The sequence below is a fragment of the Methylophilus sp. 3sh_L genome, from assembly GCF_046766015.1.
GTDB lineage: Bacteria > Pseudomonadota > Gammaproteobacteria > Burkholderiales > Methylophilaceae > Methylophilus.
Genome location: NZ_JBKOUF010000009.1, coordinates 36895 through 63828, shown reverse-complemented (window position 1 = coordinate 63828; position 26934 = coordinate 36895). Strand labels below are relative to the sequence as shown.

At 43.4% G+C, this 26934-nt stretch carries 21 protein-coding genes; 6 read left to right on the top strand and 15 right to left on the bottom strand.

The annotated features are described in order from the left end of the window. Positions 1 to 26 precede the first annotated feature (26 nt). The gene (gene mnmC / locus ACIDF8_RS14165) at positions 27 to 2003 is read left to right on the top strand and encodes a bifunctional tRNA (5-methylaminomethyl-2-thiouridine)(34)-methyltransferase MnmD/FAD-dependent 5-carboxymethylaminomethyl-2-thiouridine(34) oxidoreductase MnmC (RefSeq protein ID WP_412011264.1); all 1977 of its coding nucleotides are present in this window, start codon (positions 27 to 29) and stop codon (positions 2001 to 2003) included. Continuing rightward, positions 2000 to 3781 carry a tetratricopeptide repeat protein gene (locus ACIDF8_RS14160; protein WP_412011263.1) on the top strand — a complete coding sequence of 594 codons (1782 nt, stop codon included), beginning with the start codon at positions 2000 to 2002 and terminating at the stop codon, positions 3779 to 3781. Before mnmC ends, ACIDF8_RS14160 begins: the two co-directional genes overlap by 4 nt. Here the strand turns inward: ACIDF8_RS14160 and ACIDF8_RS14155 are convergent. Beyond that, positions 3767 to 4687 (bottom strand): DMT family transporter, encoded by a 921-nt coding sequence (locus ACIDF8_RS14155; protein WP_412011262.1) that lies wholly within the window; start codon positions 4685 to 4687, stop codon positions 3767 to 3769. The genes ACIDF8_RS14160 and ACIDF8_RS14155 overlap by 15 nt on opposite strands. A 15-nt stretch (positions 4688 to 4702) precedes the next feature. Between ACIDF8_RS14155 and dapC the strand changes: the two genes are divergently transcribed. Then, positions 4703 to 5893: a succinyldiaminopimelate transaminase gene (dapC, locus tag ACIDF8_RS14150; RefSeq protein ID WP_412011261.1), complete on the top strand. Its 1191-nt coding sequence runs from the start codon at positions 4703 to 4705 to the stop codon at positions 5891 to 5893. Between the two features lie 61 nt (positions 5894 to 5954). On the opposite strand, the gene ACIDF8_RS14145 is transcribed toward dapC, so the two are convergent. The 6 genes from ACIDF8_RS14145 to ACIDF8_RS14120 all read right to left on the bottom strand — a co-directional run bounded on the left by ACIDF8_RS14145 (position 5955) and on the right by ACIDF8_RS14120 (position 12670). After that, the gene (locus tag ACIDF8_RS14145) at positions 5955 to 6473 is read right to left on the bottom strand and encodes a PEP-CTERM sorting domain-containing protein (protein ID WP_412011260.1); all 519 of its coding nucleotides are present in this window, start codon (positions 6471 to 6473) and stop codon (positions 5955 to 5957) included. 352 nt (positions 6474 to 6825) lie between these two features. Next, on the bottom strand, positions 6826 to 8256 hold the full coding sequence (locus tag ACIDF8_RS14140; protein ID WP_412011259.1) for a phosphomannomutase: 1431 nt from the start codon (positions 8254 to 8256) through the stop codon (positions 6826 to 6828). Between the two features lies 1 nt (position 8257). Continuing rightward, positions 8258 to 9670, bottom strand: coding sequence for a mannose-1-phosphate guanylyltransferase/mannose-6-phosphate isomerase (locus tag ACIDF8_RS14135; RefSeq protein ID WP_412011258.1), 1413 nt, complete (start codon positions 9668 to 9670; stop codon positions 8258 to 8260). Between the two features lie 33 nt (positions 9671 to 9703). Further along, complete coding sequence (gene galE, locus ACIDF8_RS14130; RefSeq protein ID WP_412011257.1) at positions 9704 to 10678, bottom strand: UDP-glucose 4-epimerase GalE; 975 nt, start codon at positions 10676 to 10678, stop codon at positions 9704 to 9706. A gap of 18 nt (positions 10679 to 10696) precedes the next feature. Next, positions 10697 to 11863 carry a nucleotide sugar dehydrogenase gene (locus ACIDF8_RS14125; protein ID WP_412011256.1) on the bottom strand — a complete coding sequence of 389 codons (1167 nt, stop codon included), beginning with the start codon at positions 11861 to 11863 and terminating at the stop codon, positions 10697 to 10699. A 45-nt stretch (positions 11864 to 11908) separates the two neighbouring features. Further along, on the bottom strand, positions 11909 to 12670 hold the full coding sequence (locus tag ACIDF8_RS14120; RefSeq protein ID WP_412011255.1) for a WecB/TagA/CpsF family glycosyltransferase: 762 nt from the start codon (positions 12668 to 12670) through the stop codon (positions 11909 to 11911). Between the two features lie 252 nt (positions 12671 to 12922). Here ACIDF8_RS14120 and ACIDF8_RS14115 point away from each other — a divergent pair, with 252 nt between their 5' ends. From ACIDF8_RS14115 to ACIDF8_RS14105, 3 genes are all read left to right on the top strand, one after another. Beyond that, on the top strand, positions 12923 to 14602 hold the full coding sequence (locus tag ACIDF8_RS14115) for an FAD-dependent oxidoreductase (protein ID WP_412011254.1): 1680 nt from the start codon (positions 12923 to 12925) through the stop codon (positions 14600 to 14602). Positions 14603 to 14615: 13 nt separating this feature from the next. Next, a complete protein-coding gene (locus ACIDF8_RS14110; RefSeq protein ID WP_412011253.1) occupies positions 14616 to 15581 on the top strand; it encodes an NAD-dependent epimerase/dehydratase family protein in 966 nt (321 codons plus the stop codon). Between the two features lie 229 nt (positions 15582 to 15810). Then, positions 15811 to 16776 carry an acyltransferase family protein gene (locus tag ACIDF8_RS14105; RefSeq protein WP_412011252.1) on the top strand — a complete coding sequence of 322 codons (966 nt, stop codon included), beginning with the start codon at positions 15811 to 15813 and terminating at the stop codon, positions 16774 to 16776. A 37-nt stretch (positions 16777 to 16813) separates the two neighbouring features. Here the strand turns inward: ACIDF8_RS14105 and ACIDF8_RS14100 are convergent, their stop codons facing one another. From ACIDF8_RS14100 to ACIDF8_RS14065, 8 genes are read right to left on the bottom strand one after another with little or no spacing between them, the layout of a single operon-like run. Continuing rightward, positions 16814 to 17878, bottom strand: a complete 1065-nt coding sequence (locus ACIDF8_RS14100; RefSeq protein WP_412011251.1) for an acyltransferase family protein — start codon at positions 17876 to 17878, stop codon at positions 16814 to 16816. A 51-nt stretch (positions 17879 to 17929) separates the two neighbouring features. Next, positions 17930 to 19033: an acyltransferase family protein gene (locus tag ACIDF8_RS14095; RefSeq protein ID WP_412011250.1), complete on the bottom strand. Its 1104-nt coding sequence runs from the start codon at positions 19031 to 19033 to the stop codon at positions 17930 to 17932. 35 nt (positions 19034 to 19068) lie between these two features. Then, positions 19069 to 20253, bottom strand: coding sequence for a glycosyltransferase family 2 protein (locus ACIDF8_RS14090; RefSeq protein ID WP_412011249.1), 1185 nt, complete (start codon positions 20251 to 20253; stop codon positions 19069 to 19071). A gap of 39 nt (positions 20254 to 20292) precedes the next feature. Further along, a complete protein-coding gene (locus ACIDF8_RS14085; RefSeq protein WP_412011248.1) occupies positions 20293 to 21714 on the bottom strand; it encodes an Atrophin-1 multi-domain protein in 1422 nt (473 codons plus the stop codon). After that, positions 21711 to 23369 carry a GMC oxidoreductase gene (locus tag ACIDF8_RS14080; protein ID WP_412011247.1) on the bottom strand — a complete coding sequence of 553 codons (1659 nt, stop codon included), beginning with the start codon at positions 23367 to 23369 and terminating at the stop codon, positions 21711 to 21713. Before ACIDF8_RS14080 ends, ACIDF8_RS14085 begins: the two co-directional genes overlap by 4 nt. Before the next feature lies 1 nt (position 23370). Next, positions 23371 to 24591: a glycosyltransferase family 4 protein gene (locus tag ACIDF8_RS14075; protein WP_412011246.1), complete on the bottom strand. Its 1221-nt coding sequence runs from the start codon at positions 24589 to 24591 to the stop codon at positions 23371 to 23373. Between the two features lie 11 nt (positions 24592 to 24602). Beyond that, positions 24603 to 26027 carry an O-antigen ligase family protein gene (locus ACIDF8_RS14070; protein ID WP_412011245.1) on the bottom strand — a complete coding sequence of 475 codons (1425 nt, stop codon included), beginning with the start codon at positions 26025 to 26027 and terminating at the stop codon, positions 24603 to 24605. 56 nt (positions 26028 to 26083) lie between these two features. Then, positions 26084 to 26932 carry a glycosyltransferase gene (locus ACIDF8_RS14065; protein ID WP_412011244.1) on the bottom strand — a complete coding sequence of 283 codons (849 nt, stop codon included), beginning with the start codon at positions 26930 to 26932 and terminating at the stop codon, positions 26084 to 26086. Positions 26933 to 26934 lie beyond the last annotated feature (2 nt).

The following is a 26934-nucleotide window of genomic DNA, read 5'->3' as shown; positions in this document are numbered from 1 at the left end:
ACCTGGCGTGATAAACTTGGCGGCTTATGAGCACACATGCAGTTTTAGAGTGGCGCAATGGTCTGCCCTACTCCCGCCAATTTGATGACGTTTACTTTTCGGTCAGCCCTGAGCATCCCCAGCATGGGTTGGCTGAAACGCGTTATGTGTTTTTGCAGCATAACCATCTAGCTGAACGCTGGCGGCAATTACCGGCAGCGCACGCGAGTCATTTTGTCATTGTCGAGACTGGCTTTGGCAGTGGCCTCAATTTTCTGGCGGCCCTACAACTCTGGCGCGATACCGCCCCCGCCAATGCCCACTTGCATTTTGTCAGTGTTGAAATCGCGCCGTTTACCCTGCAAGACTTACAGACCGCGCATGCGCATTTTCCTGAACTGGCCGAGGCGAGCGCAGCGCTCTGCGCGCAATACCAGTTATTACAGCCGGGCATTAACCAGCTTGAACTGCCCGCCTTCTCGGCCAGCCTGACGCTATTTATTGGCGACAGTGCCGATTATTTGCCTACGCTCACCCTGAAGGCTGATGCCTGGTTTTTAGATGGCTTCGCCCCAGCTAAAAACCCACAAATGTGGCAGCCTTATTTGTTTGCCAGCATGGCGGCCTGCGCACATGCAGGGACCACGTTTGCTACCTTTACCAGTGCAGGCATAGTCAAACGTAGCTTGCAAGCCGCCGGGTTTTCAGTCAATAAAACCAAAGGCTTTGGCAATAAACGCGAGATGTTATGTGGCAGCTGGCCTGAGCCTGCTCAACCAGCTTCCAAACCGCTGCCAAAAGTTGCCATCATAGGTGCGGGGATCGCCGGTTGCAGTACGGCTTGGCAATTAGCAACGTTAGGCTGTGAAGTGCATGTATTTGAACGCGCAGCACAAGTCGCGACGGGCGCTTCCGGCAACCCCAGAGGCATGCTCTATCCCAGGCTCAATGCCGAAAAACCGCTCAATGACCAGCTTGCCTGGCGTAGTTATAGCTATAGTCTGCGGCATTATGCCCAACTGAATCTGGGCGAAGACGGCTTTCAACGCGTTGGCTTATTACAACTGGGTGCCAGTCCGCGTGAACATAAACGGGTACAAAAGGTAGCTGCACGTTATGCAGGCCTTGGTGTAGAAACCCCACTGCTACACAAAACGACAGCTGCAGAAGCCAGTGAGCAGGCAGGCGTTCAGATTGCACATGAGTGTTTGTACTTTCCACATGGCGCCTGGGTCAATCCGGTGCTGGCATGTCAGCAGATGATCCAACAGCCGAATATTCAGTTGTATACCGGGCAAGCAGTCCACCAGTTGTCTCGTTTGCCCTCGGGCTGGCAGCTTTTTAGCGAGGCGGGTCTGCTGGGGCAATTTGACGCAGTCGTGGTTTGTAATGCTGCCGAAGCAGCCAACTTAATCCCTGACAGTGGCATGTGGCTGAATCCGGTGCGTGGACAAATGGGCGTGATTGCCGCACAACCGTTGATGCAAGGCCTGCGTACCATCTTGTGTGGCGATGGCTATCTAACCCCGGCACATCAAGGCACACATGCCATGGGCGCAACCTTTGCACCGGGCGAAACCGATACCAGCGTGCGTACTCAAGACAATCAGCATAATCTGCAAATGGTGAGCACGCTCAGCCCACAATTTGACCAGGCGGTTCAGACCGACATTGTGTTTGCCCGCGCCTCTTTGCGCTGTGGTTCCCCGGATTACTTACCTTATGTGGGCGCCGTGTTACCCTTGCAGCCCTTGATTGAAAGTCAGCAACTCGTCACCAGCGTCACTGACCTCCCTGCGCCCTCTGGCTTATATGCCCATGCGGCGCACGGTAGCAAAGGACTCATGACCGCGCCTTATTGTGCAGCAGTGCTGGCCAGGCGTTTGCTGCAAGACTTTGGGCATGCCTTGCCGCAGCTCACCGAAGATACTTTTTGGCTAGGCCTGCATCCCCAACGGCTATTATTTAAACAAGCCGGCTGGAAACCATTGTTACAGCCTTTTCAGGCCCAGCAAACGACATGAATGATCAGCTAGCAAAATTACAGCAGCAATTAAAGCGGGCGCCGGATGACCCGGAACTGCATTACGAGCTTGGGCGCTATTATTTGCAAAACAAACAGGCCAGTGCTGCAGAAACTGCTTTTCAGCGCGCGTTGCAATTGGTGCCAGAACATCCGCAGATATTAATGCAGCTCGGCAATGCCGCTAGTCTTCAAGGCAATGAAGCCTTGGCTGCCACCTTTTTCAGGCGTTCGCTGGCACAAGACAACGGGCAGGCCGATGTGCATTTCAACCTGGCCAATAGCTTACGTAAATTAGGGCAAACGGCACTCGCCATCCAGCATTACCAGCAATCATTGAGGTTGGATCCGCACGATGCAGAGTGCCATAACAACCTCGGCAATGCCTACCGCGAACAAGGCCTGCTTGACCAGGCGGTGGCGGCCTACGCCCGAGCACTGCAATTAAACCCCAACCTGCTACATGCCAAAGTGCACTGGATCCACCAAAAACAGCATATGGCAGACTGGCAAGGTCTTGAACCAGCCATTACGGAGGTGCGTGATGCCTTGCAAAGCATGCCGCAGGCACAAATCCCGCCCTTTGCTTTTTTAGCCATGCCGGGCACTACGGATCAGGAACAGTTGGCCTGTGCCAGCCGCTGGGCACAACAGCATTACGCGCATATCCAGCCACTCTCTGCACCGGCAGCCAAATCGGCAGGTGACCGCATAAAACTGGCGTATCTGTCTTCTGACTTCCGCAAACATCCTTTGGCTTATTTGGTCACAGAGGTCATCGCAGCCCATCAGCGCGATCAGTTTGAGGTGGTTTTATACAGCAATAGCAAAAATGACCAGTCTGCCGAATGGCAGGCTTTTCATGCCACCGCCGATCACTGGATAGAGATTAGTGACATGACAGACGAGGCGGTAGCACAACATATGCGCGCCGCTGATATTGATCTGCTGGTCGATTTGACCGGCTTTACCCAGCGCAGTCGCAGCGGGGTCGCGGCTTACAAACCTGCGCGCAAGCATATCAATTGGTTGGGGTATCCCGGCAGTATGGGCATGGTCAACGGTCGGCCGCTATATGATGCCATTGTCGTGGATGCTACCCTGGCGGAAGTCGCCTTGGCTGAGCAAAAAATACGATTGCCGTGCTATCAACCCAACAATGCACGGCGTCCAGTGGCGGACCCTGGTAGTCGCCAATCGCATGGCTTACCTGTCCAAAGCTTTGTTTTTTGCTGTTTTAACCAGAGTTTCAAGATCACGCCAGAAGTATTTGCTTGCTGGATGCGGATTTTAAAACAGGTCCCTGATAGCGTATTGTGGTTGCTCGAAAGTAACGCCTGGGCAGCCAAGCATTTGAGAAATGCCGCGATCTCACATGGCGTGGCGCCTGAGCGTTTGATTTTTGCGCCGCGCACCAGTATCGAGCAACATATCGCCAGGCAGCAACATGCGGATTTAATGCTGGATACCGCGCCTTATAATGCCCATACCACCGCCAGCGATGCGCTGTGGCAAGGCATTCCTTTGCTCACGGTGCAAGGAGCAACCTTTCCGGCACGCGTTAGCGCAAGCTTGCTCAAGCAAATCGGTTTGGACGATTGCATATGCCAAGATTGGCATGTCTTGGAACAACATGCCGTCATATTGGCTCAATCACCAAGTATGTTAGCCTCCATCAAGCTGCGCTTGCAAAACAATGCCAGCAAACTATTTAGCCCGGAGAGCTTCTGCCGCCAGCTGGAACACGCTTATGCGCAACTGCTTTTATCCGCTGGCTAAGTCCTGAGTCTCCGCAGCGCTAACTGACAATACGCCAGCAGCAATGATGCACAAGCCGCCTATCATCTCTGTCACCGACATGGTCTCATGCGCTAAAAAATAGGCTGCCACTGCAGCGACAATCAACTCGGTCATAAATAACACCGAGGCTTGAATGGCCGGGATTTTGGTCACGCCATATTGAACAAGTAAGGTGGCAGAAACCAGCAACAATGCGATAACCACCAACCACAGCCCCATCACAGGCGAGACGCTCGCCACAAAAGCAAAGCCGGCGACACCATTCAGCCAGAGTAATACCAACACAGACAAGCCAAATACGCCTAGCCACACCAACATGCCCTTAGCCGCAACAGACAAATGTGTGGAATATCGGGTGATGACGTTGGTCAGTGAAAAACCAATGCCGGCGGATAACGCCAACCAATCCGAGCTGGATTGCGGCCATGGCCAAACCCATTGCCCATCCGTCAGCATCAAGGTTGCACCAAGCAAAGACAACGCAATCGCTGCCAGCTGCGGTAAATGCCAAGACTCATGCAACCATATTCTGGCCAACAGCAGCGTCCACAATGGCGAAAGATAAAACAGCAACATGACCCGCATCACTTCGCCATCAATCACCGCTAATACATAAGCAAGATTGGTCCAGCCGGCCACCAGGCTTAAACCGTAGGCAGAAAAAGGAATATTTTTGATTTGAGCGGCGCGACGCCAGAACAACAAGACACCCAACAACAAAGCCACACAGTAACTCAGTACGCTCGATTGCACGCCAGACATGCCCGCCTCATTGAGCAGACGGTAAGGATACCAAATCACGCCCCAACATAAGGCGCCATACACCAAGGCCAAAGATGCCCATTTTTTTTGCTGCGAAGCTTTTTGTTTATATGAAAGCGTCACTTATAATACACACCTATGAATCCACATTTAAATCAACTCCAGCCCTACCCGTTTCAACGTTTGCGTGACTTGTTTCAGGGAATTACCCCTAATCCAGACTATAGCCATGTCAATCTGTCTATCGGTGAGCCCAAGCACGCCACACCTGCCATCATTTCTGAAGCCTTGGCAAACAACCTGAACGGACTGGCCAGCTATCCTACCACAATCGGTGTCCCCGCCTTGCGTGAAGCCATTAATCAATGGCTACAACGCCGCTACCAGATCCCATCGCTAAATATCGATAAAGCCATCTTGCCAGTCAATGGCAGTCGCGAGGCATTATTCGCTTTTGCACAGGCGGTGATAGACAATACAGGCACACAAGCGCCGGTGGTGATCTCCCCCAACCCGTTTTACCAGATTTATGAAGGTGCCGCGTTTCTGGCTGGGGCCCAGCCCTACTTTATCAATACTACGCCTGACAATGATTTTGTCATGGACCTCACGCAAGTACCGAACGAGGTGTTGCAACGCACGCAGCTGGTTTTTGTCTGCAGTCCTGGCAATCCGTCAGGAAAAGTGATGGATATTGCCGCCTGGAAAACGCTGTTTGAACTCTCTGATCAATACGGATTTGTGATTGCCTCAGATGAATGCTACTCGGAAATCTATTTTGATGAAGCGCGACCACCCGTGGGCGCCCTACAAGCCGCACATCAGCTAGGTCGCGACTTTAAACGCATTGTCATGTTCAGCTCATTGTCGAAGCGGTCAAATGTTCCTGGCATGCGTTCAGGTTTTGTGGCGGGTGATGAAGAGATTGTCGAGAAATTTGCGCTTTATCGTACTTATCACGGCTGCGCCATGAATCCGGCTGTGCAAGCCGCCAGTATCGTGGCCTGGAATGACGAAACACACGTTCAACAAAACCGTGCACTTTACCGTGAAAAATTTGCAGCGGTGACTCCGCTTTTACAAAGCGTCTGGTCAAAGACGCAATTACCAGATGCAGCGTTTTATCTATGGATTAATACCCAGCAAGATGACACAGTCGTGGCTAAAGAACTGTATCAGGATCTCAATATAACCGTCTTGCCTGGCTCTTTCCTTGCACGTAAAGTACATGGACTCAACCCTGGACAAGGTTTTATTCGTATGGCACTTGTGGCATCAAATGTTGAAACTATTGCTGCGGCCGAAAGAATTCGTGAGTACTTTAGTTGATCAAGTTCACAAATAAAAAAGCCGATTGCATCAGCAATCGGCTTTTATTCATACACAAAAATTAAGCAAACTTTCTGCGTGCGATTAGCCCAATAATACCCAAGCCAGCCAACATCAAAGCATTGTTTTCTGGTTCAGGAACTGGGATAACCGGTGTAGCAGTGAATGTCAACTTATTTGAAAGAGTGACATTAAACGCACCTGGATTAAATTTAAACTGATATCCAGTGCCTGCTCCGATATCAATAAATGATAACGATGCAGTTGCGTCTACAATTAGAGCCGGTATGGAGTAGCTAGAGATCAGGTTGTCCGCTGAGTCGTATAAACTGAAGCTAGAACCAGCACCGATACCGAGCAAGGCTTTAAAGTCAACAGTAACATTTGAATCAGATGTTAAACTAAATGTATAAACATCTGGCAAGAAAAAAGCACCAACCTGTAACAACGATTGGTTTGATACTGGACCATCATTCAAATTGCCTAATGGAGTAACGTTAACTACGGTTGCTGATGCTTGGCCTGAAAAAGCCAAAGTCATTGCAAGAGCAATTGGACCTAAAACATGAGATGCTTTCATAACCTCTCCTCTATTAAAAAAATTAAAATTGAACAACTTAAAAACTATATGGTTGAATTACTGACTGCAATTTATCGCTTGGCACATCGAATTCAAACTATTAAAGAATTATTACAGAACTAGCAAAAAATAGGCCAACTCAAAAAAAGACACAACCCATTGATTTAATTTATTTTTCTGTAATGATTTATCTTATTTTGTATTTACCTAAGATCAAAGCTGCACCAATATCAACTTGATATCAGCAGTTATGCACTAAATAGATGCATATTCTACAGCTTTATTACATAACTTAGCAAAATAATTTGTCAGAAATATGACAATCGAATATTATTTTGTACAAGTTAGACTCTTACAAAGTTGAGATTCGTTCTAGTACTGTCTTTACTAATCGCACAGCGGCAGGGATTGAATGGGATTCAGCATAACATCGAAGCTCAGGCGCATTCCCTGATGGTCTGAGATGAATGACATTTCCTGAGGTAAGGGTTAACCTTAATCCATCAGTAATATCTTTTTTTATAACCATTTCATCAATTTGTATAAGGTTCATCAATCTTTCTGGGGATTCAAACCAATCCTCAATTAATTCCTTACTTTTTTCTGTCGCAAATTGCTGCAATCTGTCACTTGCGGTGAAGCGGGACGGCAACTCTGCCACTAATGTAGAGAGCGGTTTATTAAATTTCTGCATAGCAGCCAACAAACACATGACAGGCAATAATGCATCACGCGTTGGCAAAGGCGCCAAGTGCGGATAAGCGTTTACTGAAGAGCCAAGTAAAAAACCACCATTTGCTTCAAAACCAGCAATTTGCTGCTTACCCTGTTCATGGAGTGACGCCATCCCAGCTATTACATAGGGTGATCCAATACGCGTTCTAATCACTTGGTCAAAGAATCTACTCACTTCAATCGCTGAGTTACAGCTTACAGGGACCGCTAAATGACGAATATTGAGCCATTGAGCCGTTAATAGCCCCACAATATCGCCTCTCAGCCAATTTCCATGCTCATCGGCGATGAGCGGTCTATCACCATCTCCATCTGTTGAGATGATGGCATTAACGTTGTATTGTTTTGCCCAATCTATTCCGCGCTGAACATCTGCATCAGAAACAGCCTCTGTATCAATAGGAACAAAGGTATCCGATCTCTCAAGACAAATAACCTCAGCTCCCAACATGCTAAAGAGCTCTTGCATCAGATCACGACCTACACTTGAATGTTGGTAAATGGCAAGTCTCAAGCCCTTAAACCCATCAGTGCCCAACATGCCCACATATCGCTCTAAATAATCACGTCTTGCATCAGGTATCGGTAATGGCAGGCTGATACTAAAATCTTGTAGAGGAAGGAGGCTGGTGGCCAACATTATTTCTTCATCTGCTTTGGTTATTTCACCATCGGGGCGATAAAACTTGAGGCCATTGCGATCAAACGGAATATGACTACCAGTTACCATGATTCCAGGAATTTTGTGCTTTTGCGCATAGAGCGCTAAGGCTGGTGTTGGTATTGCACCACAGAATATGACTTCCAACCCTAGCTTTGATAGCATGTTGGAGCAATATTGAGCAATCCCTGGACTACTTGGGCGAAGATCCGTGGCGATTACCACCGTGTTAAATACATATTCACGTTGCATGGCCTCAACAAAAGCTTGCGTGTAGGCAGCACAAACCTCTTGATTCATCGCTGCTACTAGACCTCGGGCGCCACTGGTTCCAAACGCGACACCACTTTTCTGCATTAACTGCTGCAGTTTGATTGGCGCTGTCATATCAATTCCGCCCATACGTGTCTTCAAAGCGAACGATATCGTCTTCTCCTAAATAACTTCCAGATTGAACCTCAATTAGATGCAAGGGTAATTTACCTGGATTTTCAAGGCGATGGGTGGAACCAATTGGAATATATGTAGACTCGTTTTCAGTATAAAGCTTGGTCACATTATCAACAGTAATCATTGCAGAACCACTCACGACTACCCAATGTTCTGCCCGATGATGATGCATTTGCAAAGAAAGCTTTTCGCCAGGCTTAACCATAATACGCTTGACCTGGAATCGCTCTCCCACATCAATTCCTTCGTACCAGCCCCATGGGCGATACACGCGAGGATGAACTTGGTGTTCAGTACGGCCACTGGCTTTAAGATGATCAACAATATTTTTGACGTCTTGAGCACAGTTACGGTGTGCTACCAATATTGCATCGCCAGTCTCTACAATCACAAGGTCCTCGACACCCACAGCTGCCACGAATCTATGTTCAGCGCGCACAAGAGTATTTTTAACACTTTTCAGATAAACATCACCACGAATTGCATTGCCTGATTCGTCGTTTGACTGAACTTCTTTTAGTGCGGTCCACGATCCAACATCATTCCATCCCATGTTGGCTGGTACCACCGCAGCCAATTGCGTTTTCTCCATCACAGCATAATCAATAGAATCTGACGGGGATTGGGCAAAGGACGCCTCATGCAAACGCACAAAATCAAGATCCTTATAACTATTCTCTACAGCATTAGTCACTGCATCCAGCATATCAGGAGCATATTTTTTCAGTTCAGCGAGAAAAGTGGCTGGCTTAAACAAAAACATACCACTATTCCAGTAAAAGTTGCCCGCATCCAGATATTGCTTGGCTGTATCAGCATCCGGTTTTTCAACGAAACGAGCAACCTGATAGCATCCTTCTGTCGCAGCCAGATGTTCACCTGATTGAATGTACCCATACCCAGTTTCAGGATGAGTTGGCTCAATGCCAAACGTGGTCAACTTGTCCTGATTAGCAGCTACACTGGCTCGCCGGACTGCTGCTTCAAAAGCAGCAACATCCGTTATCACATGATCCGCTGGCAAAACCAGCATCAATGCCTCTTTGTCTTTTAAAATCAATGCTGCAGCTGCAATCGCAGGCGCTGTATTTCTAGCAATTGGCTCCAACACAATCGCTTCAGGACTCAAGCCGACCTGTCTTAATTGTTCAGCAACCAAGAAACGATGATCATTACCGCAAACTACAATTGGCGATTCAATCTCAGCCCAACTTGACAACCTCAGCAGAGTCTCTTGTAACATGGTATTTTCACTGACAAGAGGCAAAAGCTGTTTAGGCAATACCGCGCGCGACAGAGGCCATAAACGTGTACCCGAACCACCTGAAAGAATCACAGGAACAATTTTCATTTTTTCAACCTTATAACAATTTTCTATAAATTCTTAACTCAACTGTTTAAGTTCCCAGTGCCAGGCATGAGCCACAATTGCCTCCAAGTCTGTAAACTTGGGCTGCCACATTAACGTACTTCTTGCCCTGGTGGAATCAGCTACCAGCCTTGCTGGATCTCCCTCTCGTCTAGAACCATTAATCACATCTATGGCTTTACCTGAGATCTTCTGGACCGCGGTAATCACCTCCTGCACAGAGAATCCTTCTCCGTTACCAAGATTAAAACGGTCACTCGCTCCCCCGTTATTTAAATACTCAAGCGCGGCAAGGTGAGCAGAGCATAAATCAACAATATGAATATAATCACGAACGCACGTGCCATCAGGCGTATCATAATCTCGCCCAAATACCTGAATATTCTCCCTACGTCCAGACGCTGCTTGGAGAATAAGAGGAATCAGATGCGTTTCAGGTTCGTGGCGCTCGCCTAATTGGCCATCAGGATCAGCTCCAGCTGCATTGAAATAACGCAGACATACGGAGCGCAACCCAAAAGCTTTGTCATAATCAGCCAGCACCTGCTCAATCATTAATTTGGATCGGCCATACGGATTGAGTGGCCGATTCGGATGCTCCTCGTCAATTGGCACATAATCAGGTTCACCAAATACCGCAGCTGTTGAGGAGAAAATAAACTTATTCACCTCAAACTGACGCATGGCATCAAGCAAATTCAGGGTATTGGTGACATTATTACGATAATAAATATCTGGCTTTCGGACAGACTCACCTACTTGTATGAACGAGGCAAAATGCATCACTGCTTCAGGCTTATATTGCTTAAATACATCATTCAGGCAATCGCTATCGGCCAAATCGCCTTCAACAAACACGCCGCCCAATACTGCATCTCGATGCCCGCTTGATAAGTTATCCAACGTGATGACTTCATGCTCAGCAGCAAGCAGCATTTTTACCATGTGCGAGCCAATATACCCGGCTCCTCCAACGACTAATACACGCATAGTATTATCCAGAATTGATTAATCGCTACCAAACAAATCACGAGTGTAGACCTTATCCACCACATCGGAGAGTTCTTTAGCTTGTCGATTAGCAATAATCACATCCGAAATCTGTTTGAATTGCTCAAGATCCTTAATCACCTTGGAATTGAAAAACTCAGACTCTTGTAGGACTGGCTCATAGACAACAACCTCAATGCCTTTGCCTTTAATCCGCTTCATAATCCCCTGAATGGACGACGCTCTGAAATTATCTGACCCTGCTTTCATAATCAGCCGATAAATGCCAACTACTTTTGGATTTTTTTTAATAATACTCATCGCCACAAAATCTTTACGCGTCGTATTGGCATCCACAATGGCATTAATCAGATTCTGCGGTACCTGCGAGTAGTTTGCCAGCAGTTGCTTCGTATCCTTGGGTAAGCAATAGCCGCCGTAACCGAACGAGGGGTTGTTGTAATGATTACCAATGCGAGGGTCCATGCAGACGCCTTCGATAATTTGGCGAGTATTCAAGCCATGTGTTTCAGCATAGGTGTCCAGCTCATTAAAATATGCCACACGCATCGCGAGAAAGGTATTGGCAAACAACTTGATTGCCTCTGCCTCTGAACTATTAGTCAATAAAATTGGTGCGTCTGGTTTAAGACAGTTGTCTTTAAGCAGATTAGCGAAGGTTTGAGCACGTTCAGAAACCTCCCCCACAACAATACGCGATGGATAAAGATTGTCGTAAAGGGCTTTACCCTCACGTAAAAACTCTGGTGAAAAAATCAGGTTTTCACAATGCAGCTCAGCGCGAATTTTTTCGGTATAACCCACTGGAATCGTTGATTTAATCACCATGACCGCAGTAGGATTAATCGCCATCACGTCCTTGATGACAGCTTCCACAGACTTGGTATTGAAATAATTGGTTTCAACGTCATAGTCCGTTGGCGTTGCAATCACCACAAACGAAGCATCCTTATATGCCTCATTCTTGTCTGTAGTCGCTTTGAAATTAAGCGGTTTTTTTGCAAGAAAATCTTCAATTTCCCGATCAACAATTGGGGATTTTTTTTCATTCAGAAGTGCTACTTTTTCTGGCACGATATCCAGCGCAACAACCTCATTTTTTTGAGCTAATAATACAGCCAAAGACAAACCAACATAACCAGTACCAGCAATTGCAATTTTCACAGTGGCTCCTTCTATTTTTATATACTAATCCTTTAGTGATGCAGCTTATTTTTTAAGCCATTCCCGTATAAATAACTTGGGGTAAATAACCGCATCAACCATATATCTTTTAACAAGTCGCTTGGGTTCTGAGCACATTCGATGCATCCATTCCAGCCCGAATTTGCGCATCCACATAGGTGCTCTAGGCTTGTTTCCAGCCAAGAAGTCAATAGTAGCACCAACGCAAAGCGCCACTTTTACAGGTAATCTGCTCGCGTATTTATTTACCCATATTTCCTGTTTTGGTGCACCCAAACCAATAATCAGCAAATCTGCATTTGCATCTGCTATCGCCTGGCAAATTCGATCACAGTAAGCACTATCCTTTTCAAAACCAAAGTCAGGGCTGAGAATACCAACAACTTCAACAACAGGCCATTGCGCTTTGATATTCGCTGCAGCAATCTCACCAACTCCTGGCATAGCACCCAGCAGATAAACACGCAAAGGTAAATTGCTTTGTTGAAATCGAGTGAAAATATTCGGAACAAGATCACTACCAGGCACAGTTTCAGGCAATGGTTTTCCAAGCAATTTAGAGGCCAGGACTACCGGTTTCCCATCCGCAACAGTCAAAGCTGCGTTTGCATAAGCTTGCTTAAAAGCAGGATTTTTTTCTAATTGCACAATGTGATCAACATTGGGCGTGACGACATATTTGCAACTATTGTCGCCAAATTGAAGCCACTCTTGCAATACATCAATAGATTCACTCATCGAAAACTTGTGAATGGTGATTCCAAACATTTCTATGGTATTTGACATAAACAGACTGAGACCCAACAAGTTTAGATATATATTTGTGACCGAAATACGTAGGGTTACGTAAAAATTTATGATTATTTTTTCAGTAGCATGTGAATAAAAAAAGAACCTGTGTGATATGGTATAACCCATAAGGATTATGCGATATAAGACGTTTAACCTATTCTGGCTCTAACGCCACTGCTTACACCTCATCTACAATTTCAATAATAACGCTTATTTGTGAATTTTTTTAAGTGATTTAACAAAAATATGATTAGCATTTTAAATAACATGCCCACCAGTTCAGTCATAGAGGCAGATGTTTGTATTATTGGTGCAGGTGCCGCAGGTATTTCGCAAGCGCTAGCACTCTCTGGTCGCGGTCTTAAAATATTGCTGCTGGAGTCAGGGTTTGAATTTGCTGATGATAAGACGCAGCATTTATATGCGGGTGAAGTCGCTGATGAAAAATTGCATAGCCCCCCAGACAAATATCGTCAGCGTCGGTTTGGCGGCTCAACAACAATATGGGGTGGGCGCTGCATGCCATTTGACCCAATTGATTTCGAGCAACGGGATTATGTGCCGCACAGTGGCTGGCCGATAAAGTATCAAGACCTTCTACCCTATTATCAAAAAGCTAACCAACTTCTCGAAGCTGGCGTGTTCGAGTATGACGCCGACAAAGTCTTTGACAGTGATGCACAAGCGGCTATTAAAGGCTTTAAAAGTGACATAGTCAAAACAAACAACCTTGAGCGCTTTTCTTGCCCTACCAATCTAGGCGATCGATACAAACAAAGACTATTGTTAGCGAAGGACATCGATATACTGCTTGGCGCCAATTGCACTGGCATCCGTCTCAATCAGGCAGGTACTCATGTTAACCATCTTGATATCGCCAGCCTGCAAGGCATTAAAGCAACTGTACAGGCAAAAAAAGTCATCTTGGCGACCGGTGGCATAGAAACAACACGGCTATTACTCAATTCTAATGATGTCTGCAAGAATGGAATTGGTAACGAATATGACCTCGTTGGCCGTTATTATCAGTGCCACATTGCGGGCAACCTTGGTAAGTTAACGGTAGCAGGACCAACTTCGAATGTCCGTCATGGCTATGAGGTGTCTCCTGAGGGCATCTACTGTCGTCGTCGTTTTGCTTTAACGCCTGAAACTCAAAGGAAAATTAATGCTGGCAATATGGTAGCGAGGTTGCATTTCCCTAAAATTGTGGACCCTTCACACAAGATTGGTGTGTTATCCGGCTTGTTTCTCGCCAAAAACTTCATCAGTTACGAATATGGGAAACGGCTTAATGATGGCCGCTCTAGCATTAACATCTACCTTAAGCACTTCGCAAATATCATTCTTGATCCTATTGATACAATTAAATTTTTACATCACTGGATTACTAAAAGAACGTTGGCAAAGCGCAAATTCCCATCAGTTATTTTAACTAATAAAAGTAATCAGTTCACATTTGAAATTCACGGCGAACAGTACCCCAACCCAGATAGCCGTATCACATTGATAGAGGAGACAGATGCGCTCGGCATGCGCAAGGTAAAAGTGGACTGGAAATACTTGCCCGAAGATATAGAATCTATACGGCGTTCGCTCAAGCTGTTTGAACAAGAAATCAATCAAAGTGGGATCGCTACTTTTGAATTCAATGATGATCTACTCGAAGAAGACCTAACCCGGTTTGGCGCTTATGGCGGTCACCATATTGGCACAACCCGTATGGGAACAAACCGCGAAACATCCGTCGTAGATCTGAACTGTAAACTTCACAATGTAGATAACCTTTACATTGCCAGTGCCTCTGTTTTCCCTACCAGCAGTCAGGCTAACCCCACCCTGACTATTGTCGCCATGAGTCTGCGTCTTGCCGATCATATTGCTGAAACTTTGCGTACTGGAAAATCATCGCATTCAATCATTTAGTCAGGAAAGTCATATGAAAGTATTGATTCTTGGAGCAACCGGCCATGTCGGAAACCGTCTACATACACACTTACAGACAACAAATATTTCATCCATTGCAGCCTCACGTGGAAGAATGCGTAGCAATGTTTCAAACCATGTGGTTCTCGACAGCATGAATCTGCCGGAATTAACCAAACAATTGCAAAATGTTGACGCAGTAGTGAATTGCGTCGCAGGCAGTAAAGACTCTATTGGGACTGGCGCGCAAATTTTAACTCAGGCAGCGCTCGCATCTGGCAAGCCGACTATTGTGCACTTGAGCACGATGTCGGTATATGGCGCCAGTGAGGGTGTCATTACTGAAGACTCTCCCTTCGATCCTGATTACAACTGGTATGCAGCAGCTAAATGTGAAGCAGAAAATCATATGCAGGCTTATGCTAAAGCAGGCGGAAAGGTTGTTGTTTTTCGACCAGGTTGCATCCATGGCCCCAACAGTGTGCAATGGGTTGAGCGCATTTCAAGGCTTCTTCAATCATTCCGGTTAGGTGACCTTGGCTCCGAGGGGGATGGCTGGAGTAACCTGATACATGTCGATGACGTTGTTAAAGCAATTCATTTAGGCCTGGAAATGCCGTTGAGCGATGGAGAAATTCAGCACTTCAACCTAGCTGCACCAGACAGTCCCAGATGGAACCAGTATTTCATTGATCTCGCACAAGCGATTGATGCAACGCCGGTCAAGCGCATTCATCCCAAACAACTTAAACTGGATTCGAAAGCCTTTAGTCCAGCCATAAAAATTGCTCAAAAAATACTTGAGAAAGCCGGCCAGAAAAACCTGGCTAAGCAATTACCAGAACCGCTGCCGCCATCACTCGTAAGACTTTTTAAACAGCATATTTTTCTGGATTCCAGAAAAATATCCAGCAAAATGAACTTTATGCCTTATCAGGAGAGTTTTTTAAGTTCTATCGAATGGTTAAATGGTAATTAGTAATCGAGCCATTTCGACAAAACGGCAAGAAAGACGAATTATGATTTTTTGATATATAACATTTAAAAAATAATTCGATCGCCTCCTTGGATTTGCTATCAGTATCAAGATACTAGGAATACTTTTTGTATGGAAATTCCTACAAAGCTTTAATTTTCTGCTGATAAGAACAAAAAATCTAATGCGTTACTGTAGTGACCAATTCTACATACTCGCATTATGGTTTTTAATGAAGCGTTATACTTATCTTGACGGATGGCGCGGGCTATCGATTATTGCTGTTTTAGCTGGCCACTTTCTTTCCATTCATGGATTTAATGCAGGCCGATTTGGCGTTGAAATGTTTTTTGTACTGAGCGGCAGGTTGATGGCGGAAATCCTGTTTATCAAACACACCCCGCTGCCCAGCTTTTTTAAACGACGTATCTCGCGGGTATGGCCAGCACTGTTTGTATTCATTATTGCAATGTGGCTTATTTTTGGTCGATCAGAAAATGAGCTGCATGTGGATTATCGTAGCGTGTTGGCTAGCCTTAGCTTCACTTACAACTACTACAGCATATACGCAAAACACACACCAGTTTTAGATCACATTTGGTCACTGTGTATCGAGGAGCACACCTACATCCTGCTGGCATTCATTGCATTCTTAGCCCGAAAATACCACTTCGACCCTATCAAACCGTTGATCGCCATCTGCGTGTTATTTTTGGTAAATGGTACTCTACTCACCTTCATACAACATCTTGATTATTACAATGTCTATTGGAGAAGCGATACCCGCAGCGCCTCTATTCTAATGGGAGTAATTAGCTTTTTGCTCACTCAACGATCCAGCCAACGCATTCCTGCACTGGCTTCTGTTTTGTTAGTTTGCATGGCCTTACTTCTCAACATCAATCTGGTGCCAGACCCTATTAAATACAGCCTTGGAACAATGTGTGTAGCAGCCGCCATATGCAGTATTAAGGAGATCCCAGAATATCTGATGAAATTCATCTGCCACCCGGCACTTACTTGGGTGGGTTTAATTTCATTCTCGCTTTATTTATGGCAACAGCCCTTTTATAAAATGATTCATTCAGGTCAATCAAAATTAGTACTGCTTTTAGCAGCACTAATCATTGCATCCTTGAGTTATCGTTTTATTGAAGTACCGGTAAGAAAATCACTTAATCAGAAATGGGCGAAATAGGTATGAACTAGCAGTCGACAATTGCAGGAAAGTCAAATCATACATTAGAACCATATTTTCTTCTTAATGCGATTGTTGGTTGTTCAATTACATAGTAAGAAATCAAGGTGGTAATAATGGTTAGGCCCCAAAATCCTAGTTGCCAGGCAAGCGAAAGTTTATTCAAACCTATTGCATACGAAATAAGCGTCATTGATAACCAATGCTGCAAATACAACGAATAGCTTAGCTTGCCAATAAAAGTAAGTGACGGTAACGCCAAAAAGCGCCTAAATGTGGAAAAAATACTTGCTTGATTAAATAATACATTCAGAAGTATTAAAAATAACCCTAAGTTTTGTAAGCTATATCTGAATGTCTCTCTAAAAAATAGGTCCCGAACCAACAGTGAAAAGAGAATTGCAGCTACCCCTACAACAAAATAACCAAATTTAAATAAATGCCGTTCAAGCCACTCTTTTTGAGTCGGCTTGTGCATCAGGCAAGCCATGAAACAACCGAATGCTATCGAGTCTATCCTTGCCTCCGTTGCCGTATAAGTGTACCCCCCCTCATGCAACAGGTCTGGAAAAATCAGGGCGTAGCCAAGTCTGATTAGTAGCGGTAGGATTAAAAAAATAACGATTATTTGATAGTAACGATTTGAACGATAAGTGAACGCAAGTAGTGGCGCAAACAAAATGTAAAAATGTTCTTCGATAGCAAGACTCCATAAAATATTAAATGGAGAGAGTAAGCCATCTACATTCGAAAAATGTATAAAAATTTTATAGTAATTAGCGAAATAAAATAATGCGGCAAAAATCTCTGATACCTTTATTGACTGATTAATAAAGAGAATCAATAGGCTTGAGATGATGATGAAATAAACGGCAGGTGGGAGTAATCGCCAAAACCGTCGTATGTAGAATTTTTTTAAATCTATGTACTTGTTTTTTTCTACTTCACTAATCAATAGCGAAGTAATTAAGTATCCGCTAATAAAAAAGAAGATAGTAACGCCAAAACCTCCAGGAACGATATGCCCGAACCCAGCATGAGAGATCATAACAAGTAATATAGATAACGCCCTGATTCCATCTAGTTCTGGTGTGTATTTCATATATTGATTTCTAGTTTTGCTGAGTTAAGCTCGGAGCTAGATACGGTTTGGCTAAACTTTGACAAGTTGGCGTGATTTCTCGCGAAATGGACTTTCTACCAACCTGTAAGTGAGGTAACCAATAGTTAAACACGCTGCCAGAAAACCAAAGGTAAGAACAACCGCCAATGGTAATTCAAATTGTGGTATTGATAAGCCCTCGACTATCATTTCTGGCCGATGAAAGATTACTCTAATCACTTGTTGGTAAAACCATAGAACTAAACCATGCGACATATATAATGAGAATGAAATTGTCCCTAACCAGACTAAGGTTGGATGAGACAAAAAATGCTTCCAAAAATGGTCTGTTGAAAGCAGGATTGATGCAATGAGCAAACACGTTAAGGGGTAAATTAAAACCTTTAATGCTTTGGCATCATGGCCGAAGACCATAAATAACCCAATCATCACAAAACAGACCGGTATCCAATAAGGACTTAAAGAAACAGAATTTATAACTTTGCTAATACCAAGGGCTAACATACAACCGATAAAAAATCCTGCGATGCATCTCAGCATGAAATCATGGTGCTCAGGATGATAAATGAAAAGAATGGCTGTGGCTGATAGGCCTAGGGCGGCAAAAATATAATTTTTGAATTTTGCAAAATTCAGCACTATCAACCCGAAAATTAGATAGGTATAAAACTCAGCACTGATAGACCAAGCCGGACTGTTAAATGTGATGGCCTGTTCATTTGGCCAGAAAGCCTTAATCATAAAAATATCTCGCATAAATGCTGCAAGATCGTTATCTTCAAATGGTTGCTTGCTAAGGCTTGCAATTCCGAAATGATGTTGCAGAACATATTTCAATACTTCAATGCCCAGAAACAATAACAAAAAGAGTAAATGTACAGGATATAAACGACCAAATCGCAAAAACTGAAACTTTGCCAATTCATAAACTGTGTTGATTCGATTTGCATATGCGGTATAAATTACAAAGCCGGATAAGACAAAAAACAAATCTACCATCATAAATCCACTGCGAATAATGGATATATTGTGGACCAAAGGATTCCATGCTGGAACGTGGTATAAAACGACCAGTAATGCAGCGATACCGCGGAGACTCTCTAATTGATCAATTTTTTTTATAGTTTTACTCATTGATGTGTTTTGTACTTTAAAAATGAAAACGTCCGCTAATCTCTTTTGGATTTAACCCATTCAATCTGACGATTCACAAAAAACTTAGCGTATAGCTGGATTTTACTGATAGCGTAAACTGGCGCATAAGTCAAAAGCTCAAAAAACGGTAATATTTTAGTACCGTGCTTAACCCATGAGATCATGACAAATAAAGCTAATAACAGGAATTGAATTACACCGTACCCCCAAGGGAATGTAGTGTTTGTAAGCAATATCAAGACTGCTGAAATAATTGCAAATAATGCACTTAGCAAGAATAGCAGCGCAACTGGGGGAACGCACAAATCTAAAGCCATTGCTGTCATTTCAATGTTTGCTGTACGTAACCCCTTAAAGAAGAGTGGTAGTCCCTCTTGTACAATCATGCCAATATGGCCATGCTCCCACCTTTTCCGTTGCGAGTCAGCACCCTCATCATTTAATGGGAACTCACTTGTAACATATGCTTCAGGACAAAATTTGGGTGCTAACCTTTGCTCGGCCAGGTCTATACCTAATTTCATATCCTCAACAATATATCCTTTGGCAAGATTAGCATTTTTAACATGCTCCCAGGGAAAAGCCATCCCAGAGCCCATCAGTTGCATAGGCATACCCAGGCGATAAAATCCCAGCGGTCGAGTCCAGCTTTTAACGACATAGGCAAATTCAGCCAATTTAGTTTTTACGGGTGAATTTGGTTTTGCCTGAATTAAGTACAAGGCTTGAACTGCACGCTTACCTTTGATAACAGCCTGAGCTAAAGCATTAATAGTATCTGGATATACAATACAGTCGGCATCAAAAACAATCATCACCTCTGGAGGATTAGTCTTAAGATGTTGAATGCCAAAATCTAACGCGTATCCTTTACCACGCAACGTTTCATGTACTCTCTCAATGACCTCCACACCGTTACTTCTTGCAATCTCTGCAGTATTGTCCGAACAATTATCAGCAATCACCACAATTCGGGTGTTAGGCGTAGCAGACTTCTTGATAGACTCAAGCGTTGCACTGATCCCAGTGGATTCGTTATGCGCTGGGATCAGTAGTGCAATTGATGCTGACTGCGGCTGAACCTTTTGGTTACGAAACCCAGGTAAAACAGCCACCAAAATTTGTATACAAAATGTGAGTACTGGAATTACCAATATGGCGAATACCGTAAAAAAAAGGATTTCAGCAACTATAAGCATAATTTCTACTTGAAAACGTATTCTGTTCTGGTCTGAACATTATTGATCAATGCGTATTAATGTGCCACTTACACTAGATCCAGCACCAATACCACTAGTGACTACAACATTTGAGGTAACATCATCGGCTGGCCAGGCAAATGTTCTAGATTGTCCATCCGAAAGATCATATGTATCAACCCTGGTTTTATATTTTTTGTCCTTGATAATGAGTCTGAGTTTACCACCCCCGGTGGTTTTTGCGGTGATTTTATACTTTTCACCCATTTTAGGTTTTGCCCATGTGACTTGTGTCAGTGATCGCCCAGAAGGATTTGATTGAACGACTTCAGTACTAGTTGGGCCAAAGATGACTGCTTGCTTCCAAGTATCAAACTTTCCTGCAGTTGGACTATTTTGTATACATGCGGTCCGCTGATAAACACACCATGGGCCTCGCATTGATAGAATATTGAAATTCTTTTCAGGAATGAATGGATTCCCAGAGGCATCGACCCATGACTTAGCTGAAGTTACCATTCGCAAAGACTGTCTAATTAAATGCAATTCATTTGCTGCCTTGTAATTGTAGCCATTTTTATGCAGGTTAAGTCCTGAGCCATTTTCAACATAAATGATAAATGGTGTGCCATCGTTTGTATCAACAATGTAAGCGCCATAAACTTTTAGCGTATTAACAATTTTTATCAACTCTGGCGTCTTGATTTTTGAAACGTCAAAACTTTCAGGCAGCATAACTAGAGCACCCTCTGGAATCTGACCAGTATTTTTCGGTGCATATACGTCAGCTGAGGTAGCAGGATAGACATATCCTGGATTAGAGGCTGCACCATTTAATGCAAGTGACATAGCCAACGCGTGTGGATAAATAGGATCACTACTTGCAAACTCATTTTTCCGAATAATGCCTGCACATGCACCAATACCAACTGCCCTAGCCCCTTGATAATAGTGCGCCGGATCAGCCCAGCCAGTTCCGTCTATCGGTGACCAAGCATAAAGATTGGCAGTCCATTCCCCATTTGTATTTCTGAGCTTCCAAAAGGAATGGATCACTCCACTCGCAGTATCGTAAATATCTGCATGACCATCGCCACCAGAAGCAGGAACAAGATCAGCTGGCCAGTGTGGAATTTCAATTTTTGGCTGATTAGTTTCTGCATCAGCATCATAAACCCCTTTTTGTCCAGGATTAGGTTTAACAGTTACAGGGCCACTAGTTTCATCAGCAAAAAAACATCCTGAGGATAATATTCCCTCGTGAATATTGGGATTATATTTTGAAGTTGGAATTACAAAATCAGAGAAACTTGGAGATACTGGCCTACTCTTCCATAAAGAATTTACAGCAAACGGTTTGCTATAAAGTGCGACATCTGCTGCGTTTACAGTATGATTAAATGCAACATATGCGAGCCAAGGTAAGACTAACAGACTGGTTTTATGAAAAGCTTTCATCATTTACTCCTTAAGGCTTGAATATGATTTAAATGATCAGCAAGCCGTAATGCCAATGCAACAATCGTAAGTGTTGGATTAGCATGGCTATTCGTGGTAAAAACCGATGCGCTCGCAATATACAGATTTTTGACTCCATGCACTTTGCAATTAACATCTACCACACTATCATTCGGAGCGTTTCCCATACGGGTTGTTCCCATATGGTGCCCGCCAACAGGTAAAGCGCTCTCCATTGCCTTTTCTAACTCTTTTTGGTCAAACTCAAGCCTGCATACGTTGGTCTTCTCAAATTGTTGTTGTAATAAATTAAAAGATTTAATTCCAGAGGCGATATCCTGAGCCGTCATTTTCCAATGCACACTTACCCTAGGCATGCCATATCGGTCGTATTCGTCAAGCAACTCAATACGATTGCCTACATCTGATACTTGCTCACTATTAAACTCAATAGGATATGTTCCATTACGGTTTGCCACCAGCGTGTAGGGAATGCGTCTTTTCGCCAACTTTATTTTGAATAACCAGTCGTAAGCAAACCGAACGACAGATACTGGGTCCGAGACAACATTCCAGACATGTTTTGCATAGTCAATACGCTCTAATGATTGATTGCCACCATGATTTAAAATGGTTTGATACTCGGGCTTTAATATTGACTTTGCAAGATAAATGGTAGATAAAATTCCGCTACCATGAGAAGGGTCCGCGTATGCTGGAAAATGTAGCCTAAATGCAGAATTCAACAAACCATGCTTAGTTTGAAACTCTGCAGAAAATTGAAGCTTTCGTCTGGCATAAACGCCTTCAGTTGTTTTTTGAAAATCAAAAATGGGACATTCATTTTTAAATCGTAACGATCCATAAATCAAGTCATAGTGACACGCATAATACTTACCAAGGCTTCCATCGAGATGGCTCCAGGCAGGTTGATACTGACGACTGACTAGCAATAGTCGAGTTGTATCAATCCCTCCTCCGGCTAAGACAATTTGATTGACTTTCACATCAACCGATTGTTGACCATCATGCAAGGTGATTGTCTCAACGACATCACCTTTCTGAGCACTTGTATTTAGTTTAGTACAGCGCGCGCGCAAGAGGACTTTTACATTGACTGCATTTTCAAGCTCTTGCCGAAATTTTTTACCAAAATCTGTAGGTAGGCTATATCTCTCAATATACTCATTCAAATCAGGCGCTAATGTTGGCGCTTCGCTAAATATTGGTTTAGTATTTGGACCGAAGGCTGAAATATTGAAATTATTATCCCCGGCATCGCAATAATCGAGGGCTTGAGCATAATAGTTAGCAATGTCTTTAGCTCCTTCTGGCCAGCCACTCTCTGGAACATGAGCGCGCTGCTCAAAATCATGTGAGTCAAGTGGTACGCATCTCCCCCCCCATAGGTGCGTTGTTCCCCCAAACCGCTGATATCTAAATTCAGTCGTTTGTGGATGTGGTGGCGTCGCTTTCCCCATATATGCGTCGAGTATTTCGGAACCTTCATTCCAATCACCGCCCTCTATCAACAATATGCGATGACCAAGCCGACTAAGATGAACGGCTAAAGATATGCCAGCTGCGCCAGCACCAATGATACAAAGCGGATATGACTCTAATTCTGAAATATTAGTATTATTGAGGTAACCAATCATATTAGCTTTGCACTTGCTCCCGAATCAGCTGTTCAAGTTTGCTAACTTCAATTTTAAAATTGAAATCAGATTCAATAGTTTCTCTTGCAGCTGAACGGACTGTTTCACGTAACTCCGGATGTTTTATGTACCGAAAAATGGCACTTTTCAGTGCTTGTTCATCGGATGGAGCAACAACCATGCCAGAAACACCATGCTCAATCAGTTCAGTAACGCCTCCAACATTAGTTCCAATGACTGGGATGCCACAGGCCATCGCTTCCATCAGTGACACAGGAACACCCTCGGCAAAGCTGGGTAAAATAAATACATCACTTGCTAACAAAGTCTCTCTGACAGTTTCTTGACTAGCAAAGCCACCAAAAAAGACCATTTCTGTCAGTCCGTGTTTATCAACCTCAGACTCAAGGCTAGCTCTCTCAGGACCATCACCCAAGAGGGTTAGATGAAACTGATAACCCTCGTTTTTCAAGTCAATCAAACTTTTCAATAAAACAGGTACACCCTTTTCTGCTGCTAATCTACCCACATACAATAGTTTTACGGGCCCAGCTGCTTGACTATCAACAGGTTTATCATCAAAAAAATACTTGTCTACATCAACACCACAGTGAACAATTTTGAGTTTGTGCCAATCTTCTACGTTAGAGAAAAGCATCATCTGGCTTTTGCAATAATTACTTATACAAACTATAAATTTTGCATATTTGACCTTTTCCCTAAGTGCAAGCAAAGTTGGCTCGAAGAAAATATGCGGCCCATGAAAGGTGACGCTATAACCTACGCCACTTAACTGACTCGCAAGCATCGTCACCATACCACTGCTATCACCAAAATGATTATGCACATGTTGCACATTATTCTGTTGCAGGTAGTTTGCGAGCAACAATGCCTCTTGAAAGTAAAAAAGTTGGTAGAGGGAGCCCTTCACGCCCGGACGACGAGTTTTAAAAGCTAAGTGCAGCGTTTTAAAGTAGCTTGAGGTCGCACTCACAAAATACTTAAAATTCAGTTTGATAAGCTTTACCGGGCTAGCTGGCAAAAAATAAGTGGTTTGTTTACGCTCATTTAGAATCAAAGGGCTCACATTATTAGCACCCTCAGGTTGTCTTAAGGCACACGTTAGCACTTCAACGCCAGATGCTCTCAGTCCAATCACCTCGCGTTGTATAAATGTATCAGTGGCACGTGGATAACTACTTGTAAAGTATGCAATTCGCATATTAAGACTCTTTATGAGGATATTTTTTGAGGTCGAGTGTCTTGTTCAGGCTTTTGGAACAGTCTCGAAGCTGAAATTGTTAAACCTAATGTGAACCACAAATACCAGTTGAATACTAGATAATCAAGCAAGTTATCGGCATAGCCCATGAATGCAAATTCGAGCAACATAACGATTACGGTGAAAACCAATAGCCTGTTAAATTTATAAATCCTTAATAGTTTTTTGAAAACCTCAAACATCAGATATAAGAAGGCCAACAATCCAAAAATACCTAATTCGAAAAATAACTGGACATAAATATTATGGGCGTTGATATCAAAGTCCTGTTTTTGGAATGCGTTTGCCATTGCAAAGCTGGTCGAGTGGTGAATAAAACTATAGAGACCATATCCAGTAAGATAGTTTGTCTTTGACATCCAGGCTAAACTATCCGACCAAATCTTCAGTCGCCAAGCATAAGAATTCAACCTACCGTAACCACTTGAACCAAAGTCGTTATCACTTGTTAAATCAAGTACTCGTTCTTGCACCTCCGGTATTAATAAAGCAACGAATGGCGCAAGTATTACAATAAACAAATATTTACGCTCATGCATGACTGCATACAAGAAAAAAAACATATAACAAGCAACCCAACCCGATCTAGTTTTGGTCATTATTAGCATCGCCACTAGCAACAATATATAGAGTGGTAATGTCTTGCGTAAGCCATTTCCAATCGATGTGATTTTTGATTTGTATATGTAAAAACAAACAGTGATCATTAATACCAAGTATGGCGCGAATGGATTGGGGTGTGGGAAGGTACTCCTCAATCGAAAACCCTCTTGATAACTAAACGCCATTCCTCTACCACCAAATACAATACAAAAAAGGCCATATAAGACTGGGATAATCGAGGATAGAGCAACTACTTTAATCCATTTATCAAAGTCACTTTGTGAGTTAACAAGTTTTGTGCCCAAAAGAAACATTGATGCATATGAAACATAAATCAAAAACACTTTAACGCTTTGAAGTACTGCAGGGGAATACGTCAATGAAAGGAAGGACAATGTAAGAAAAATTATCCATGCTCTTTTGATGTTCGTAATATCCGGCTGAATAGGATTTGGCTTTTCGAAAATTGTTAAGATTGCAATTAAAATTACTAATGCATTAAGAACAGCACCAATTCCGAAGCTGCCAAGTTTGATCGAATTAAAAACAACATCAAGCGATGACCTTGTAAGGATGACAAGTAAAAAAAAGAAATATCGATCAAATAGAAATACCAGACCAATAACAATCGCTATTGGTAGACTCAAAAGGTAAATGTAATGGTCCCCAATCACCTGAGTAATAAAAAGTGAAACTAATCCAAAAAAAAGTGCTGAAAATGCTGACAGCATTGAAAACACCAATTTGGTTTTACTAATATTCAGTTTTAACACGTTATTACCTGACGTAGATGAAGTAATGGATTGCTGGCGTAGCCAAGTCAAGTATATTAATTTCTAAATGTTGCAGTTAATAATGCCAAACACCCTTTTGGCCAAAAGCCTAACCTTAAAAAAGTTATCCAGTCAGACAATGTAGGACGATTGTTGTAATACCTTGAAAACATTTGCAAAAATAACTTCTGCGCGTTTCGTTTAGAGTCTTTACAGTGTTTGTCTACAAAGCGTGTATAAGCAGTTTGTAAGCGCGCTCGGGACTTGATGGAAATTCTATCTGTTCGAGGAGTATCGTCCATAATTTGTGTTGGAATGTCGAGTAGTGACGCTCTGCCGAATTTTTTTAAAACTCTGAAAAAAAATTCCATATCTTGCCAGGCCGGCATTTCTTCATCAAATAAACCGGACTCAATAAAAACTTCCTTTGGTGCAAAGATTTGATTGCCAACATGATTAAAATCAAACAATTGCTCATGACTTACATGCCCAAGTTTACGTGATTGGTCAACTTCGCGTCCATCCCTGTAAATTAGATCTGGAGTATAGAGGCAGGAAGGTCTTATCGAGTACTTTTCCAGCATTTGCCAATAACTCACCAATAACTCTATGCGGTTTGGTAAAAACTCATCATCATCGTCTAGTCCAGTAATAAATTCACCAGTAGCACTTTTAATGGCGAGATTTCGAGCTGCAGGAGCCCCGCCTGATTGAGGTTTAATAAAATATTTCAGACGACGATCAACTAAGGACTTTTGCGTAAGATAGCTCTCAGTATCATCGGTAGATCCGTCGCTAACAACAATTACCTCAACATCTCTGTAGCTTTGGTTCAGGACTGAATCCACTGCTTTTTCCAGTGCTTGTCTTCTATTTTTAGTTGGTATGTAGACAGAAACTCTCATGA

What these genes read in the sequence shown, in the direction of transcription:
- ACIDF8_RS14105 (WP_412011252.1), top strand. Translation starts at nt 15,811, where the DNA reads ATGAAGCGTTATACTTATCTTGACGGATGGCGCGGGCTATCGATTATT.
- galE (WP_412011257.1), bottom strand. Translation starts at nt 10,678, where the DNA reads ATGCGTGTATTAGTCGTTGGAGGAGCCGGGTATATTGGCTCGCACATG.
- ACIDF8_RS14115 (WP_412011254.1), top strand. Translation starts at nt 12,923, where the DNA reads ATGATTAGCATTTTAAATAACATGCCCACCAGTTCAGTCATAGAGGCA.
- ACIDF8_RS14100 (WP_412011251.1), bottom strand. Translation starts at nt 17,878, where the DNA reads ATGAAATACACACCAGAACTAGATGGAATCAGGGCGTTATCTATATTA.
- ACIDF8_RS14110 (WP_412011253.1), top strand. Translation starts at nt 14,616, where the DNA reads ATGAAAGTATTGATTCTTGGAGCAACCGGCCATGTCGGAAACCGTCTA.
- ACIDF8_RS14160 (WP_412011263.1), top strand. Translation starts at nt 2,000, where the DNA reads ATGAATGATCAGCTAGCAAAATTACAGCAGCAATTAAAGCGGGCGCCG.
- ACIDF8_RS14135 (WP_412011258.1), bottom strand. Translation starts at nt 9,670, where the DNA reads ATGAAAATTGTTCCTGTGATTCTTTCAGGTGGTTCGGGTACACGTTTA.
- ACIDF8_RS14120 (WP_412011255.1), bottom strand. Translation starts at nt 12,670, where the DNA reads ATGTCAAATACCATAGAAATGTTTGGAATCACCATTCACAAGTTTTCG.
- ACIDF8_RS14080 (WP_412011247.1), bottom strand. Translation starts at nt 23,369, where the DNA reads ATGATTGGTTACCTCAATAATACTAATATTTCAGAATTAGAGTCATAT.
- ACIDF8_RS14065 (WP_412011244.1), bottom strand. Translation starts at nt 26,932, where the DNA reads ATGAGAGTTTCTGTCTACATACCAACTAAAAATAGAAGACAAGCACTG.
- ACIDF8_RS14085 (WP_412011248.1), bottom strand. Translation starts at nt 21,714, where the DNA reads ATGATGAAAGCTTTTCATAAAACCAGTCTGTTAGTCTTACCTTGGCTC.
- ACIDF8_RS14090 (WP_412011249.1), bottom strand. Translation starts at nt 20,253, where the DNA reads ATGCTTATAGTTGCTGAAATCCTTTTTTTTACGGTATTCGCCATATTG.
- ACIDF8_RS14095 (WP_412011250.1), bottom strand. Translation starts at nt 19,033, where the DNA reads ATGAGTAAAACTATAAAAAAAATTGATCAATTAGAGAGTCTCCGCGGT.
- ACIDF8_RS14140 (WP_412011259.1), bottom strand. Translation starts at nt 8,256, where the DNA reads ATGACAGCGCCAATCAAACTGCAGCAGTTAATGCAGAAAAGTGGTGTC.
- ACIDF8_RS14075 (WP_412011246.1), bottom strand. Translation starts at nt 24,591, where the DNA reads ATGCGAATTGCATACTTTACAAGTAGTTATCCACGTGCCACTGATACA.
- dapC (WP_412011261.1), top strand. Translation starts at nt 4,703, where the DNA reads ATGAATCCACATTTAAATCAACTCCAGCCCTACCCGTTTCAACGTTTG.
- mnmC (WP_412011264.1), top strand. Translation starts at nt 27, where the DNA reads ATGAGCACACATGCAGTTTTAGAGTGGCGCAATGGTCTGCCCTACTCC.
- ACIDF8_RS14145 (WP_412011260.1), bottom strand. Translation starts at nt 6,473, where the DNA reads ATGAAAGCATCTCATGTTTTAGGTCCAATTGCTCTTGCAATGACTTTG.